Genomic DNA, 14,849 nt, shown 5'->3' on the forward strand with positions numbered 1-14,849 from the left:
TCCCAACCATACTAATAAAATGTGTTGGAGGTGAGTTTTATGGACAAAAAAGACTTTGAAAAAGTGTATAATGATTATTTACATCAAGGGGAAGAGCAAGCTCAATTTGAAATAGCTCAGGAAGTTACTTCAGGAGCAGAACAAATTGTTGCCGTTCGTAAAAATGATGATGGAGATTTAATAGCGTTTAAAACAAGTAGCGGGAGAGAGTTAGATTATATGACTGCTCTTAATGAAGCAAAATCAGGGAAGTTAGCTCATGTGGACGTATTTCATAAGTATGGCAGAGATATTATACGTAGTGAACCGGATGGAATAAAAGAAAATAACTTAGATAATTTACCTTCATTTTAAACGGGTAAACCTCAAGAAGAGAATGTTCATTACGATATTCTCTTCTTTGTTTTGCGAAGTTTTCCTAGCAAATAGACGATTCATTTTTAAAGTGAGATCATACTTTTAAAGAGTGCTCTAAATTTCTCTTTATCTTCTGCTGTAAATGGTTTCGGTCCCTTTGTACGTTTACCACTTTTTCGAACCATTGCACTTAAATATCGTGTTTGTAACAATTGTTCAATGTTATCATTCGTATACTTGTACCCTTTATGATGAAGAACGATACAGCCTTTTGCTAAAGCGAGCGAAGCAAGACCGTAATCTTGTGTTACGATTAAATCTTCTTTTTTTGCTAACTGCATAATTCGGTAATCTGCAGCATCTGCTCCAGAATCAACATAAATGGTTTCGACACCTTTTGGCTGCTCTGCATTAGAATAATGTGAAAAACTAGTAACGAGGGTAACAGGAATTTCCACATTCGTAGCCTCAAAAATAATCACATCTTTTACAGGACAAGCATCTGCATCAACGTAAATCTTCATTTTATCACTCCTATAAATAGGTTCGAGTTGATAATAATGGTAGATTTAGGTTTTGTCAAATGAGGAATTTGTATTTCGACTTACAAAAATTGTATATATTAAAAAATATATGCTAACATAGAGTTGATGGAATAATAATAATTTTTAGAAAGAAGGAATTGAATGATTTATAAAGCAGATAACAATGTAAGGGAAAAGTTAGTTGAGATGTTTGATGATTTTGATAGTACTATTGTACTTTCATATCTACAAGGGCATATGGGAAGTGCATGGGTAGACAATCTTGAAAAACCAACTGTTGCTCAAATAACTGTAGGAATTTTTGTGTTTTATGCTGGGAATCCGAGCGTAGAAGAAGCGCAAGAATTACTATACAATCTTCCTGATTTTACTCTCGCTATTGTTGATTCGAATGAATGGAAAGAACAGATAGAGGCTATACACAAAGGATCAATTGAGAAGTTTAAAAGATTCAGATTTAATAAGAACCCTGACGATTTAGATAAGGGATACATACGGGATCTATTGTCTACATTACCCCAAGATTACGAAATGAAAAGAGTCGATAAAAATATGGCAAAGTCTTCGTCATTCCATGCACTCTCAGAAGATTTTATTAGTCAGTTTGATTCAATCGATGATTTTATTGATAGAGGCGTAGGGTATGCTATTTTAAATAAAGGAAAAGTTGTTTCTGCGGCAACATCATTTAGTGTATATGATGATGGAATCGAGATTGAAATTGCTAGTCATCCTGAACATAGAAGGAAAGGTTTAGCCACAATTGTAGCATCTGCACTAATATTAGATTGTCTAGATAGAGGGAAATACCCTAGTTGGGATGGAGCAAATTCTGAATCTGTTGAACTAGCAAAAAAGCTAGGCTACACTTTTAAAGAATCTTATGATACATATTTTATTGAAATAAAAAAATGAACCAATACAAGTACATAAACCAAAGTGGTTTTTAGTTTATGTACTTAGTTAAAAATTAATTAAATTTTACTGACATATTTAAGGATACTACTCATTTTCCACAAACTAAAATAGCCTCGCGTAAACGAGAAATACCTTCCGCAATTTGATTAATATCCACTTTTCCATAAGATAAACGTATATAACCATCTTTCGCACCGAAAATACTACCTGGCATAAAAGCAATTTCTTGTTTTAAACTTTGCATAATGAGTTGTTTTTCGTTTATAGGTTCTTTTAATTTCCCCCAAATGTATATACCACCAGTAGGGTTTGAAAAAGAGATTTTATCATGAAGTTGCTCGTTTAGGGCACGAACGATAACGTCTCTTTTTTCTGCTAATTGTTTTCGTAACGGTACGATATGAGACTGAAATGGTACGGTTTCGAAAAATTGTTGCATAAGCCACTGTGGGAAAATGCTCATACCTAATTCCATTTGGTGCCTTGCGTCGGATAACCGTTCGACTACAGACTGCGGAGCGACAAGCCAACCAACTCGTAAGCCTGGTGCAATCATTTTTGATAAGGAATGTACATAAATGACAGTTCCATTTTCATCTATTGATTTCAAAGTAGGACAAGGTTGTTTCTTTTCTAGCGTCAGCAAACTAGATGGATCATCTTCAACGATTGCAATTCGTAAATCTGCGCAAAGTGATAATAGTTTTTTTCTACGGTTTGGATGAAGCATCGTCCCCGTCGGGTTTTGGAAATTTGGATTTAAAAAAATCATTTTAATGCGGTGCTTTCTGTATAGCTCTTGTACATCGTCTGGATTAATACCATGTTCATCGACAGGTAACGGGAAAATACGAATACCTGCTGATTGGAATAACGGCAAGGAATAACAGTGTGAAGGACTTTCGAAAGCAACAGCATCACCTGGATTTAATAAACATTGCACGATAAGGTGAAGTGCTTGCTGTGCGCCAGATGTAATCATAATGGATTGCTCAGTCGCTTCAACTTTTAAATATTCCTTCATATATTTTACTACCGCTTGTCTTAGCGGGAGATAGCCTTGCGGATGATCATAACTTAATGAATGTGTTAACGGTTGTTCTCGTAAAATCGTTTGTAGTTGATCGTGCGGATAGAGGTTACAACCGAGCTCTCCGTTTGCGAAATCAATGATATTTTCATTTTGTTGTACTTCCGCACGAATATGGCGAAGTAACGGTAAGTTTGGTAAAAAAGTACCACCTTCTACGAAATTTCTCCAGTTCGGCGTTAATGTTGGAGAAACGCCCCACATATGTGTACTCACACGTGTACCTTTACCAGTCGTACTTTCTACAATTCCCATAGCACGTAGTTCATTATAAGCAGTCGTTACTGTACTTCTGTTTACATTTAACTGCGTAGCTAATTTCCGTTCTGAAGGGAGGAAGCTTCCTGGAGGAAGTTCTCCATATGTAATACGTTTTTCAATAAAGTCAACAACTTGCTGATAAATAGGGATTTTACTGTCACTATCTAGCTTCCATTCCATAAAAAACGCCTCCGTATCTCTTATATACATCCAGTATAGCAAATTGGCTGGGTAAAAAAACAGCCAATTGGACGGTGTTATATCCAGCCAATTTTACTATGCTAAATATGGAAGGGGAGATTCGGATGAAAAGATGGCAAATGGAATGGCTCCTAGTATCAGTAGCGTTAGTATGGGGAGCAAATTATACAATAGGAAAGTATGGCGTGGCATTTATGTCATCCATTCAATTTAATAGTTTACGATTTTTAGTAGCATCACCGGTATTATTACTTATTACATTTTTAATGGAACGCTCATTACGTATTGAAAGAAAAGATTGGTTACGATTAGTAGCAGTTGGTATCGTTGGAACGACGATGTATCAAACGATGTTTATGCTATCTGTAAAATATACTTCAGCAACGAACGCCTCATTATTAATTGCGATGTCACCTATTTTTACAGGGATATTAGCAGTATTGCACAAACAAGAACGTTTTTCGATGAAGGTACAAATTGGTTCAATAGTAGCGTTTATTGGTGCAGCATTCGTTTTATTAACAGGACATACAGGAGGAACTACTTACGAATATGCGTGGCTCGGAAACATAATTGGATTAGTCGCAGCGATTGCGTGGGGATGGTATCCAATATTAGCGCAACCTCTTATAACAAAATATTCCGCAATGAGAGTCACATCTTGGTCAACTTTAATTGGAATTGTACCTCTCGTTGTATATTGTTTATTCAACGTAAATACATTAACGTGGCCAGTAGACATGCCAAGCTGGGGGTCTCTAGCATATTCAATCGTCTTCGCGACAATCTTCGGACTTGCAATGTGGTATGTCGGTATTAGTAAAATAGGCTCAACGAAAGTAATGGTTTATATGTATCTTGTACCATTGTTCGCAGTTATCTTCGCGGCAGTAACAATAGGGGAGCAAATTAATATGATGCAACTCGTTGGCGGACTTATTATCTTTATCGGTTTATATGTTGTAAAAAAAGGCGGAATCAAAAAGCCAGCGCTCAATTTGAAAAAAGTAAGTTAGTAGTAAAAAAGGATCTCTTTCATAAAGAAGGAGATCCTTTTTGTTTTTGTAATAAAAGCGCTTGTTCAACGGCCCATTTTTGATGATCGTGAAGGAGAAGCTCAACAGCAAGTAAAGGAGACACCCATCGTAAAACATGATCCTCCTCACAAATTTCAGTTTGTTTCTGCACCATGTTCGCAATATAAAAGAACCCATCGTTTAAATAATAAGTATCTTCTTTTTCCGCATAAAAATATCGCATTGCATTACCGATATACTGATCAATTTCAATTGCCCATCCTAATTCCTCTAGTAGTTCACGATGTAAGCATTCATCTTTTGTTTCGGTACCTTCCATACCACCACCAGGTAAAAAATAACGGTCTCCTTTTTGGATAATAGCAATGTTTGAAGAAGTTGAGTTAAAAATAATTGCATAACAACTAGGCCGTAATACATATTGCTCAGTAGGCTTTTTATAACCAAAAATAAGTTTAGATATCATAAAACACGTCACCTCTCTATAAAATACACAAAAGGAATAATAAGGTAAAAATAGAATTGTATAAGTATAATCTTACGAGTTTGGAGTGATAACAAAATGATAAATCGAAAGTGTTCGCGCTGTAAAGAAATTACAGGTACATTGCACGGTGGTAAAAAAATTAAGGAAGAATTTCTATGTGAGGACTGTTTGCAAAAAGGAATTGCGAGTGGAGAAATCGAATTATCACAAGTGGAAGAAAAACAAACTTCGTATTTTTCTATAAAAATATTAAAAATAATGAGTGTGATTTATTTAATAGGATCTATTTTAATGGCTTTTTCAACTGGTCCATTTATACATAACCTGGGGTTTGATGAAATGTCCATTTCAGGATCAGAATTAGGTTTAATAAGTATTGTTATGCTAGGTTCTATATTTCAGTCAGTTCTCGTATTTTGCGGGATATGGGTATTCATCCTATTAGTAGAAACAGTCATTAAAATTTATGAAAAAATGAAGTGAGTGAGAGGGAGAAACATATGCGAGTAAGAAACATCCAAGGGGAAGATTATGTAAAGATTCATTCTGTTTTAAATGATTGGTGGGGCGGGAGAGACATGGCTGCCATGTTGCCAAAATTGTTCTTCATTCACTTTCAAGAAACGAGTTTTATTATTGAAGAAGAGGGAGAAACGTTAGGTTTCTTATGCGGATTCTTCTCACAAACGCATAAAGAGGATGCGTACGTTCATTTTATCGGTGTCAATCCGAAGTATAGAAGAAGAGGAATTGCATCGACATTGTATTCGTATTTCTTTGATGTCGCACGTGCAAATAACCGTAAAGTTATAAAAGCAATCACGTCACCGGTTAATAAAAAATCGATACAGTTTCATAGGGAGATTGGCTTTCAAATTGAAGCTGGTGATGATGAGATAGAAGGTGTATCGGTACATACAAATTATGATGGGAATGGCGGTAGTAGAGTTTTATTTTTGAAACATGTGTAAAAGTAGGCTAGCGTGAAGTTAGCCTTTTTGTTGTGAGGAGGTATTAGTATGGAAAATAAACAAAGCAGAAATGAGTATGTAAGACGCATACATACAGTTCAAGATTATATAGAATCAAACATAGACAGTTTACTATCCATTGAAGAGCTAGCGGATATAGCAGGATTTTCAAAGTTTCATTTTCATCGAATTTTTAAAGGAATAGTAGACGAGCCGTTATCACGATATGTAAATCGATTGAAGTTAGAAAGGGCAACAAACCTTCTTACATATCGATTGGATATGACGATTACGGATATCGCTTACCATTTTGGTTTCACAGATTCAGCAGTTTTCTCCCGTACATTTAAAAATTATTACGGAGTAAGTCCGTCTCAATATCGAAATCACAATAGCAAGAATTGCAAAGACGTAAGGGGAATTCCTCAATACAATGAATGTAAGAAGGTTCGAGGAAATGTTGAAATTGTAACAGCGGACGATATAAACGTCGCATACATAAGACATATCGGTACATATGAAGAGTTAACGCTAGCTTTTCCAAACATGATAGAGAAATTATTTCATTACGCAGCAGAGGAAAACTATCATGTATTTGAGGATACGAAAGTATTAACCATTTACCACGATCATCATGAATTTACTGAGGACAATCATTTAAGAACTAGTTTATGTATAACAATTCCCGATGAATCCACAGTAGAAACGAACGACATAGGAATAATGGTAATACCTTCAGGGAAATATGCGGTAGGTCATTTTGAAATACGCCAAGATGAATATAAAGGGGCGTGGGATTACTTATACGGTGAATGGTTGCCAAATAGCGGATATAAACCGAGAGACTCATATCCTTTTGAAGTGTATAAAAATAATCCAGAGCAGCACCCAGAAAAGAAACATATAGTTGATATATATGTACCTATCGAACCTTTTTAATTACAGGTTAAAGGGGAATGAATGATGAAAAATGCTGAAAAGTTAAATCAGATTATAAAAGAAGAATATGGAAATATGAATGGTATGTTAGTAGTGCAGAAAGGTAATGTTATTTTTGAAAAATATTATAACGGTTACGGTCCAGATGATGCATTTCACATAGCGTCAGTCACAAAAACGATAATCTCTGCGCTAATTGGGATATGTATAGATAAGGGCTATATAAAAAGCGTTGATCAAAGAGTAATAGAATTTTTCCCGGAATATAACGTTAATTCATCTGAAGTAACAGTAAGCCATCTTCTAACGATGACAGCTCCACATCCATTCGTAGACTGGCAGGAACCGTTAGAAGAACTATGTACACAACAAGATTGGATACAATATACGTTAAATAGGATAGGAAGCGGCGGAGAAATTGGATCTTTTAAATATTCATCTGCAGGAGCTCATATACTATCAGCGATCATAACGAACGCAACAGGAAAAAATGCGCGTGAATTTGCGAATGAATACTTATTTCAGCCACTGGGCATGAGAGAAATTCCAAACTATAATATGAAAGCATTTGGATTTGATGACTTATTCGGAAAAGATGTGAAAGGATGGGTTCACGATCCAAATGGTATTTCGACGGGCGGCTGGGGACTAACGTTAACGGTTAGAGATATGGCGAAGTTTGCACAGATTTATTTGAATGAAGGTATTCATAATGGAAAACAAATACTATCAAAATCATGGATAAAAGAATCGACAGAAATGAACCAAAATCAATATGGTTATTTATGGCGGTTACGAGAAGAAGAGGGAATCTTTTCATACTGTGCTATGGGTGACGGTGGGAATATGATTTGTTGTATTCCGGAGAAGGATTTGGTTATAGTAATTGCTTCTGAAATTATGCCGAATGCACGGGATAGATGGGAATTGATTGTGAAATATATTCTTCCTTGTATACAGTCAAATCAATAATGATAGCAAAAAGATGGTGTGAATTGGAGTTTCATACCATCTTTTTGTTTTATGACGGAAAGTTCAGGGGAATGTAAGAATCGTGTTAATAAATGTAAATATTAAGTTTTATCGATATATGATTATTTTTTTATGTATAATGAGGACAAGGCCTAAAAATACTTAAATATTTAAGTGAATATTTTAAAAAGGGAGATTAAGGATATATGAAAAGCTTACTTCAAAAAACTTTAGCTGTTACAGGATTAACTGCTTCTTTATTAGGTATGGTTTCTTCCGTTTCATTTGCTTCGATTAGTTGGGATAATAATGCAACGTGGACAGGAAGCGGAGCAAAAGCTAAGGCAACTGCCTATACTGCGAAAAAGAACGAACCTCATTTTTACAAGATGACTGTAAGAGCTAGCTTTGATGATGGGACTTCTAAAGAGTTAGCATTGTATGATGCTAAAATTTCAGATCGTATAAATGTTAGCGTTGCATCCAAAGGACCGGTGACCAGAGGTTATTCGGGTCATGAATGGATAATGGTAGGGGATAGTGCGTACACTTCTAAGGAAATGGTAATTAAATAAAAATCAACAAAAACCGTGAAAAAGGATAAATACCATTTTCACGGTTTTTAAAATGAGGAGGATATATGAATCTAGTATTAAAAGAAATAGTGGTGAACAAAACAATATTCATTATGTTATTTATTGGATTTGTATTGACAATATGGCCAATCCTGATTGCAATATCGACGCGAGATTATTATGATGAGAAATTTTATGATAGTAAGAATGGTTATTTTAATTATTACTATTCTGTTCGACTTACTAATATGGGGGAAATCAATTTCGAACAATTTCAGACGTTAGTAGAATCTGATTTTAAAAACGCTAGTGTGATTACAAATGATATTCGTATTACTATTCCGGATATCGGCCACGTAATAATGAATGGTCTCCTTAATAAAAATTGGACTCCACCTTTGTTAAAAGGTTCTCAGATGGGACAAGATGAAAAAAATAGTGTAATAGTGGGGAAGAAAATTTATAAGGATATGGAAACAATAAAATTATTTAATAAGGAATATACAGTTAAAGGCATAGCTGGAGAAAATACTGGATATGAGTATAATATTAAAATTTACGTCTCTCTAAATGACATGCCAAATGAAGTGAAACAGATGATACAAAAAGATAATACATTCCAAATGATTGTTCGTTCTAACGAAAACCCTATCAAGGAAATAGAAACTTTCATACAGCATATGAAACAGAACAATAAAGATATAAATGCCAAAGTAATTAGTGAAAAAGAGAACTATGAGAAGGAAAAAAACTCAAGTGAAGCCGTAGAAGAGTTACTCAGTTTTCCATATAGGCTTTTATGTATAGCTTTCATTACCAGTATAATAGTAAGTTATTATTGGATTTATACGAAGAAAAAAAGTTTGTCGTTAAGGAAAGCTTTGGGAGCAAGTAATGTAAATCTTTTTATTTTTATATTTAGTCAATTATTTTTATGTGCAATCACTGCATCAGCCTGTGCAATATGCATTCAATGGATTTTTAAAACTTTGAGTGGAAATATTTTAGAGTTTACAAGTTATAGCATTAGTTTACAATCTACTCATATTGTAATGTGTGTATTTCTTTCACTTACTATACCTTTTATCCTCTCTGTAATACCATTTGTATATGTGATTAAAAGTGAACCTGCTAAAGCATTAAAGGAGTAAACATGATGAGAATAAAAAGTGCGTTCCTAGCATTAAAAAAGAGATTTCTATTTTCAGTACTTCTTCTAATACAGATTACATTTGGATTAGCAACTATAACGAGTTCAATTAATGTATTTTATAATTTACACCATCTGAATGATAAATCCAGCTCGGTATTAAATGCGGATAAAACATATTTAGTTACTTTTGAAATGACGACAGATAAGTTACAAAGCAATAAATTTAATAAAGAGCAAATTCAAGAAGTTTATAAAACGATTCAACAAAATAAAGATGTGATTTCGTATGGTACATACGAGGCGAGAGTTATTGAAATAGAGTCAAGTAATAGACCATTTCAAAATAGTATGATTACTGATTTGAAACATAAAACGTTTCGCGATGACAGACCTACTATTACAACAATTTTTGTAGATGAAAATTACTATAAAATGTTACAGTTACCTTTAAAATCTGAAGAAGGTTTCTTGCATGAAGATTTTCAAAAAAATAGTGAAGAGAAAACAAAGGTTTTAATGGGTTCATACTTTAAGAAATATTTTCAAGTTGGAGATACAATTAATAATCAATATACAATTACAGGCTTTTTGCCGGAGAATAAATTTATCGTAAATAATAATACGACGAACGCATATTCGAAGTTGGATTACGTAATGATAATACCTATGTCATCTAATAGAGTTGAAAAATATGAAGCAATGTTTTTAAGACTACATCAAAGTACAGTTTTATATTTACGAAAAGATGCAGATGTAAAGAAACTAGAAGAATCAATTCAACTTAAAGGAAACGGCGGTACGTTTTATTTAAAAAATTTGGGTGATGAAATAAATGAAGATGTTACTTTTAACAGCTATTCTGAAATACCTCAACTGATAGTCGGAATCTTATTTATTTTATTCTCAATCGTCGGAATTGTAGTAACGACTATTATTTCTATCTTGATGAGAAAGCGGGAATTTGGTATAAAAATAGCTTTTGGCGAAAGTAAATTTGGAATGTTTATTCAAATTGTTCTAGAGAACATTATTGTAGCAATAGTTGGCTTAGGGATGTCACTAGTTTACTTTTCATGGAGATATGGGGTTCTATTACAAATGTCGAAGGATTTAAAGGAATCAACGGTATTAGACTTTAAATTGAATATGCCTATATTATTTTTAGTATTTCTATTCTTATTATTGATCATCGTTGTCTCAAATGTAATTGTCTTCTTATTTATTAGAAAGCTTGAACCAAAAACATTAATAGGTGGGATGGAATAATGGGGTTAATTGAACTAAAAGATATTAAGAAGGTGTATAGTAATAAGAATTACAATACGTTCGCGTTAAACGGTATAAATTTAACGATAAATAAGGGCGAAATTATAGCGGTAATGGGGCGATCAGGCTCAGGGAAGAGTACATTACTAAATGTTATAGGGTTAATTGATATGCCAAATGAGGGTAAGTATATGTTAAATGGAAAATCATTAACTGAAATTAGAGCAAATAAAGTTCATAAAACAAGAAATGAAATGATCGGATTTATTTTTCAATACTTTGCATTGTTAAAAGAACATACTGTACTGGATAATGTAGCGCTACCACTCACATATAGAAAGCTAAAGCAACGAGAAAGAGAAAATAAGGCGAAGTTCTATTTAGAAAAAGTAGGTTTAAAAGAACATATGCATAAAACACCGGACGAGCTTTCAGGTGGACAACAGCAGCGGGTCGCAATTGCTAGAGCGTTAGTAGGTGAACCAGAAATAATTTTGGCTGATGAACCGACAGGGAATTTAGATAGAAAAACAGGAGAAGAAATTATGGATTTACTATTACAACTGAATGAAGAAGGACGAACGATTATTATTGTAACGCATGATATTGAAGTAGCGAATAAGTGTAATAGAATTATTGAGTTAGTTGATGGGGAGATTGTGTAAAGGTAAAGAATGACCGATAATAATTATATATTATTTTAGAAACCATGATGATTAACTTTTCAAAATGGTTTCTTTTTATTTTATAGAATTAAAATTGTAGTAAAAAGCTACATCCCACCCGTAACTTTTCAGAGCAAAAAATCGTTTAACAAAAGAATGGGTTTCAATCACGAATGGAGGAGAACTATGAAGATTCTAATTCTAGGTGGTACACGATTTTTAGGAAGAGCTGTTGTAGAAGAGGCTTTGAACAGAGGGCATGAAGTTACATTATTTAACCGCGGAACAAACAAAGAAATTTTTCCTGAAGTGGAGCAGTTAATCGGTGACAGAAATGATGATGTTTCAAGTTTAGTAAATCGAAAATGGGATGTTATCGTGGATACATGTGGGTTTTCTCCGCATCACATTAGAAATGTTGGAGAAGTACTTCAAGATAATATTGAACACTATATATTCATCTCTAGCCTTTCCGTATATAAAGATTGGATTCCGCATGACATAAAAGAAGACTATATATTACAACCTGAACCAACGGAAGAGCAAATAAAGGCTGTAGAAAATGGTGAAATATCTCCTTATGAGCATTATGGTGCACTGAAAGTATTATGTGAAAAAGAAGCAGAGAAGTATTGGCCGGGGCGTGTATTACACGTAAGAGCAGGACTGCTTTCAGGAATGTTTGATTATACAGATCGACTTCCATACTGGATTCAGCGTGTAGCAAAAGGAGGTAAAGTGTTAGTTCCAGGAAGAAAAGACCGTCCAGTGCAGATAGTTGATATAAAAGACGTTGCAAACTGGGGACTAAACATGGCAGAAAATAATAAAGCAGGTATATTCAATGTAACAGGTCCGAATGATGAATTGACGATGGAAGAGCTATTAAATACGTGTAAAAAGGTTACGAATAGCGATGCTGAATTTGTTTGGGTAGACGAATCATTTATGAGTGAACATAATGTGCAGCCTTGGACAGAAATGCCTTTGTGGATTCCAGAAACTTTCCCATTAGATGGTGAGACGAAGCCGTGGAGAGGCGGGTTTTCTATTTGTATCGAAAGTGCGGTTAATGAAGGGCTTACTTTTAGAAGAATAGAAGAGACAGTTACAGATGTGTGGATGGAGAGTACGGAAGAATGGGAATTAAAAACAGGTATTTCAGGGGAAAGAGAAAAGGTGTTATTGGATAAGTGGTATGAAAGAAAGAGAGTTTAAATAAGAATCTTGTGAAAAAAGGACTCTGTTTATTGAATAAACAGAGTCCTAATATAAATCTACCACTCAATTGGTTCTTCTCCGTACATCTCCCATAGCTTAGGAAACATCTTTTTTAAACCTTCCTCATCGTCTTCATCCCAATCTAACTCGATATCAACTTCCTCAAACTCTTCATTTGTTAAGACATGGTATAGTGTAAAGTATGTATCATCTTCATCCCCAGTCTTCTCCATGTAAACTTCTTGCCCGAAATATAGAGTAAGTTCTTCAATCTCTGGAACGTCATACTCACTTAAATTTTCTAATACAGGAATTAATTGTTCTGGATTTTCAATACAAGCATCGTATGTCTCTTTTCCTTGATATAATAACCATCCACGGAAGTAATCGAAAGTATCATCTGAACAGCCACCCATAATAATATAGGCTGCTGCCCATAAACGGGAGGTATAGGAGTCTTTCAAAAGGCGATGCATATGCGTATCAAAAGCTACAATTTCATGTACTGTACGTTTAGCAAGGTGGGAAGTAAGCCATTCTATTTGTTCTTCTTGGTCCTCACCTTTCGTTTTTGCACGATGAAGTAGTTCCCAAAATTCTTCTTCGGTTATCGTCTTTTCTTTTATGTAATCTTCCCCTTGAATAGGGTCTATATATCCTTTTTTACGTTTGGAAGCAACTAGTTTATTAGCTTCATTCATACATTCTTCTTCTGTTTCAAACTCTTTCGCTTTCACACAGCCAGCTGTGCCAATTTTTCCGTAAAACACAACATAGTCTTTTTCTTTCACAACGATTTTCCAAAACTTATTTGATTTCTCAGTTTGCTGGATTAATAACGTTTCCATCCGTACCCCCATAATGTTTTCTAGTGTGCAATATGATTGTAACATATGTATATACACTTGTAATGATGAAAAATAATAGTTTAGAAAATTCAAAAACCATTGAATGGAGTGGATAAATTTAGTAACCTTATTTGTACAGTAATTACATAATTGTTTTGTAATAATTCGATATTTATATAAGGGGGCGTTACGGATGGATCTTACGTTTAAAGTTGAGGAAACATGTTTTAATTACCGCGTTGGAGCAATTTGTAAACAGGATAATAAAATACTTATTCTGCAAGGTGACGGTGAAGATTTTTGGCGGAAGAGTGAAAATGTTAGAAAACAGTGAGGATGCGTTACAACGGGAACTTGCAGAAGAACTAGCTGCTCCTATTAAAGGGAAGAGATTAATATGGTCAGTAGAAAATTTCTTTACACTTTCTGAGCGAAAGTTTCATGAGATTAGTTTTTATTATGAAGTAAAGCTACAGGAGTTACCTGCAAATGGAGCGGATCAATATATTTTGGAAGAAGAGGATAGAACATATTTGTTTAAGTGGGTGCCGGTAGAAGAGTTACATGCATATAATTTACAGCCTGCATTTATAAAAGAGAAAGTAAAGAATATAGCAGTTCATACAGAACATATCATTTTACAAGATTAAATGTATTCGGGGGAGAAAAGGATGAAGGGGATTAAAAAAGAGATACATATAAATGACAAAGTAATTTATTACACACATATCGAAAAAGGTTCTAGTACGGTTTGCTTTATGTTTTCAGGTTCAGGATACAATTATGATAAGCCGTTATTTTATTACGCAACGATGTTAATGCTTGAACATAAAATAGATGTTGTACATATTCATTATTCTTATGATGGACAATTAATGAATAAACCAATGGAAGAAGTAACGAAAGTAATGATGGATGATATTAATCCGGTAATAAATGAAGTATTAAAAGATGAGCAATACAACGAGACTATGTTTTTAGGGAAGTCACTCGGAACAATTCCAATTGCGAATGATTTAATGAAGAGAGAAGAGTTTTTACAGTCGAAAATGATATTACTGACACCGTTACTGACGTTTGATACGATTTTTGATTCTATCTTGCATAGTAATCACGAAGGGTTTTTAGTTATGGGGGATAAAGATCATCAATACAATGCAGATCAAGTTGATCAGTTACATAAAACGAATTTACAGATTGAAGTTGTCAAAAATGCAAATCATTCTGTAAATGTTGGGGGATATGAAACGGAAAATTCAATTGAGGCTATAGCGAAAATAATAGGAAAACTTAAAGAAGTTGTTAGGACAAACTAACCTATTAATACATGCAAAAGAGGTGCG

General features: G+C 34.1%; 17 protein-coding genes and 1 pseudogene. 14 read left to right on the forward strand and 4 right to left on the reverse strand.

Annotated elements, in window-relative coordinates; all coding sequences use genetic code 11:
* The first annotated feature begins 39 nt into the window (after nucleotides 1–39).
* Nucleotides 40–354 (forward strand): DUF3892 domain-containing protein, encoded by a 315-nt coding sequence (locus tag ACODS7_RS11975; protein WP_000358159.1) that lies wholly within the window; start codon nucleotides 40–42, stop codon nucleotides 352–354.
* Nucleotides 355–440: 86 nt separating this feature from the next.
* On the opposite strand, the gene ACODS7_RS11980 is transcribed toward ACODS7_RS11975, so the two are convergent.
* Complete coding sequence (locus ACODS7_RS11980; RefSeq protein ID WP_000708772.1) at nucleotides 441–881, reverse strand: YaiI/YqxD family protein; 441 nt, start codon at nucleotides 879–881, stop codon at nucleotides 441–443.
* Nucleotides 882–1,043: 162 nt separating this feature from the next.
* Here ACODS7_RS11980 and ACODS7_RS11985 point away from each other — a divergent pair, with 162 nt between their 5' ends.
* Nucleotides 1,044–1,817 (forward strand): GNAT family N-acetyltransferase, encoded by a 774-nt coding sequence (locus ACODS7_RS11985; protein WP_243168236.1) that lies wholly within the window; start codon nucleotides 1,044–1,046, stop codon nucleotides 1,815–1,817.
* Between the two features lie 91 nt (nucleotides 1,818–1,908).
* Here ACODS7_RS11985 and pdxR read toward each other — a convergent pair whose 3' ends face one another.
* Complete coding sequence (gene pdxR / locus ACODS7_RS11990) at nucleotides 1,909–3,351, reverse strand: MocR-like pyridoxine biosynthesis transcription factor PdxR (RefSeq protein ID WP_224980162.1); 1,443 nt, start codon at nucleotides 3,349–3,351, stop codon at nucleotides 1,909–1,911.
* 125 nt (nucleotides 3,352–3,476) lie between these two features.
* Between pdxR and ACODS7_RS11995 the strand changes: the two genes are divergently transcribed.
* Nucleotides 3,477–4,388 carry a DMT family transporter gene (locus ACODS7_RS11995; RefSeq protein ID WP_224980164.1) on the forward strand — a complete coding sequence of 304 codons (912 nt, stop codon included), beginning with the start codon at nucleotides 3,477–3,479 and terminating at the stop codon, nucleotides 4,386–4,388.
* 19 nt (nucleotides 4,389–4,407) lie between these two features.
* Here ACODS7_RS11995 and ACODS7_RS12000 read toward each other — a convergent pair whose 3' ends face one another.
* Nucleotides 4,408–4,875: an NUDIX hydrolase gene (locus ACODS7_RS12000; protein WP_224980167.1), complete on the reverse strand. Its 468-nt coding sequence runs from the start codon at nucleotides 4,873–4,875 to the stop codon at nucleotides 4,408–4,410.
* A gap of 96 nt (nucleotides 4,876–4,971) precedes the next feature.
* On the opposite strand from ACODS7_RS12000, the gene ACODS7_RS12005 reads away from it, so the two are divergent.
* The 9 genes from ACODS7_RS12005 (at nucleotide 4,972) to ACODS7_RS12045 (ending at nucleotide 12,655) form a co-directional block, all read left to right on the forward strand.
* Complete coding sequence (locus ACODS7_RS12005) at nucleotides 4,972–5,379, forward strand: DUF3980 domain-containing protein (protein ID WP_243168235.1); 408 nt, start codon at nucleotides 4,972–4,974, stop codon at nucleotides 5,377–5,379.
* A 17-nt stretch (nucleotides 5,380–5,396) separates the two neighbouring features.
* Entirely contained in the window at nucleotides 5,397–5,867 is a 471-nt protein-coding gene (locus ACODS7_RS12010; RefSeq protein WP_243168234.1) for a GNAT family N-acetyltransferase, read from the forward strand.
* 48 nt (nucleotides 5,868–5,915) lie between these two features.
* Nucleotides 5,916–6,806, forward strand: coding sequence for an AraC family transcriptional regulator (locus ACODS7_RS12015; protein ID WP_029442686.1), 891 nt, complete (start codon nucleotides 5,916–5,918; stop codon nucleotides 6,804–6,806).
* A gap of 24 nt (nucleotides 6,807–6,830) precedes the next feature.
* Complete coding sequence (locus ACODS7_RS12020) at nucleotides 6,831–7,778, forward strand: serine hydrolase domain-containing protein (protein ID WP_224980171.1); 948 nt, start codon at nucleotides 6,831–6,833, stop codon at nucleotides 7,776–7,778.
* 206 nt (nucleotides 7,779–7,984) lie between these two features.
* Complete coding sequence (locus ACODS7_RS12025; RefSeq protein WP_023522327.1) at nucleotides 7,985–8,353, forward strand: hypothetical protein; 369 nt, start codon at nucleotides 7,985–7,987, stop codon at nucleotides 8,351–8,353.
* Nucleotides 8,354–8,418: 65 nt separating this feature from the next.
* Complete coding sequence (locus ACODS7_RS12030; protein ID WP_098137674.1) at nucleotides 8,419–9,504, forward strand: FtsX-like permease family protein; 1,086 nt, start codon at nucleotides 8,419–8,421, stop codon at nucleotides 9,502–9,504.
* Nucleotides 9,505–9,506: 2 nt separating this feature from the next.
* Complete coding sequence (locus tag ACODS7_RS12035) at nucleotides 9,507–10,772, forward strand: ABC transporter permease (protein ID WP_042968976.1); 1,266 nt, start codon at nucleotides 9,507–9,509, stop codon at nucleotides 10,770–10,772.
* Nucleotides 10,772–11,437, forward strand: a complete 666-nt coding sequence (locus tag ACODS7_RS12040; RefSeq protein WP_098137672.1) for an ABC transporter ATP-binding protein — start codon at nucleotides 10,772–10,774, stop codon at nucleotides 11,435–11,437. Before ACODS7_RS12035 ends, ACODS7_RS12040 begins: the two co-directional genes overlap by 1 nt.
* A 186-nt stretch (nucleotides 11,438–11,623) precedes the next feature.
* A complete protein-coding gene (locus ACODS7_RS12045; RefSeq protein ID WP_243168233.1) occupies nucleotides 11,624–12,655 on the forward strand; it encodes an SDR family oxidoreductase in 1,032 nt (343 codons plus the stop codon).
* 59 nt (nucleotides 12,656–12,714) lie between these two features.
* On the opposite strand, the gene ACODS7_RS12050 is transcribed toward ACODS7_RS12045, so the two are convergent.
* Nucleotides 12,715–13,506 (reverse strand): DUF4240 domain-containing protein, encoded by a 792-nt coding sequence (locus ACODS7_RS12050; protein ID WP_243168232.1) that lies wholly within the window; start codon nucleotides 13,504–13,506, stop codon nucleotides 12,715–12,717.
* A 193-nt stretch (nucleotides 13,507–13,699) separates the two neighbouring features.
* Between ACODS7_RS12050 and ACODS7_RS12055 the strand changes: the two are divergent.
* Together ACODS7_RS12055 and ACODS7_RS12060 are read left to right on the forward strand one after the other, a co-directional pair.
* Nucleotides 13,700–14,156, forward strand: a pseudogene (locus ACODS7_RS12055) (NUDIX hydrolase).
* A 21-nt stretch (nucleotides 14,157–14,177) separates the two neighbouring features.
* The gene (locus ACODS7_RS12060; protein WP_098610968.1) at nucleotides 14,178–14,822 is read left to right on the forward strand and encodes an alpha/beta hydrolase; all 645 of its coding nucleotides are present in this window, start codon (nucleotides 14,178–14,180) and stop codon (nucleotides 14,820–14,822) included.
* Nucleotides 14,823–14,849: the final 27 nt, after the last annotated feature.

The organism is Bacillus sp. FG16 (assembly GCF_057809515.1).

What these genes read in the sequence shown, in the direction of transcription:
- ACODS7_RS11975 (WP_000358159.1), top strand. Translation starts at nt 40, where the DNA reads ATGGACAAAAAAGACTTTGAAAAAGTGTATAATGATTATTTACATCAA.
- ACODS7_RS11980 (WP_000708772.1), bottom strand. Translation starts at nt 881, where the DNA reads ATGAAGATTTACGTTGATGCAGATGCTTGTCCTGTAAAAGATGTGATT.
- ACODS7_RS11985 (WP_243168236.1), top strand. Translation starts at nt 1,044, where the DNA reads ATGATTTATAAAGCAGATAACAATGTAAGGGAAAAGTTAGTTGAGATG.
- pdxR (WP_224980162.1), bottom strand. Translation starts at nt 3,351, where the DNA reads ATGGAATGGAAGCTAGATAGTGACAGTAAAATCCCTATTTATCAGCAA.
- ACODS7_RS11995 (WP_224980164.1), top strand. Translation starts at nt 3,477, where the DNA reads ATGAAAAGATGGCAAATGGAATGGCTCCTAGTATCAGTAGCGTTAGTA.
- ACODS7_RS12000 (WP_224980167.1), bottom strand. Translation starts at nt 4,875, where the DNA reads ATGATATCTAAACTTATTTTTGGTTATAAAAAGCCTACTGAGCAATAT.
- ACODS7_RS12005 (WP_243168235.1), top strand. Translation starts at nt 4,972, where the DNA reads ATGATAAATCGAAAGTGTTCGCGCTGTAAAGAAATTACAGGTACATTG.
- ACODS7_RS12010 (WP_243168234.1), top strand. Translation starts at nt 5,397, where the DNA reads ATGCGAGTAAGAAACATCCAAGGGGAAGATTATGTAAAGATTCATTCT.
- ACODS7_RS12015 (WP_029442686.1), top strand. Translation starts at nt 5,916, where the DNA reads ATGGAAAATAAACAAAGCAGAAATGAGTATGTAAGACGCATACATACA.
- ACODS7_RS12020 (WP_224980171.1), top strand. Translation starts at nt 6,831, where the DNA reads ATGAAAAATGCTGAAAAGTTAAATCAGATTATAAAAGAAGAATATGGA.
- ACODS7_RS12025 (WP_023522327.1), top strand. Translation starts at nt 7,985, where the DNA reads ATGAAAAGCTTACTTCAAAAAACTTTAGCTGTTACAGGATTAACTGCT.
- ACODS7_RS12030 (WP_098137674.1), top strand. Translation starts at nt 8,419, where the DNA reads ATGAATCTAGTATTAAAAGAAATAGTGGTGAACAAAACAATATTCATT.
- ACODS7_RS12035 (WP_042968976.1), top strand. Translation starts at nt 9,507, where the DNA reads ATGATGAGAATAAAAAGTGCGTTCCTAGCATTAAAAAAGAGATTTCTA.
- ACODS7_RS12040 (WP_098137672.1), top strand. Translation starts at nt 10,772, where the DNA reads ATGGGGTTAATTGAACTAAAAGATATTAAGAAGGTGTATAGTAATAAG.
- ACODS7_RS12045 (WP_243168233.1), top strand. Translation starts at nt 11,624, where the DNA reads ATGAAGATTCTAATTCTAGGTGGTACACGATTTTTAGGAAGAGCTGTT.
- ACODS7_RS12050 (WP_243168232.1), bottom strand. Translation starts at nt 13,506, where the DNA reads ATGGAAACGTTATTAATCCAGCAAACTGAGAAATCAAATAAGTTTTGG.
- ACODS7_RS12060 (WP_098610968.1), top strand. Translation starts at nt 14,178, where the DNA reads ATGAAGGGGATTAAAAAAGAGATACATATAAATGACAAAGTAATTTAT.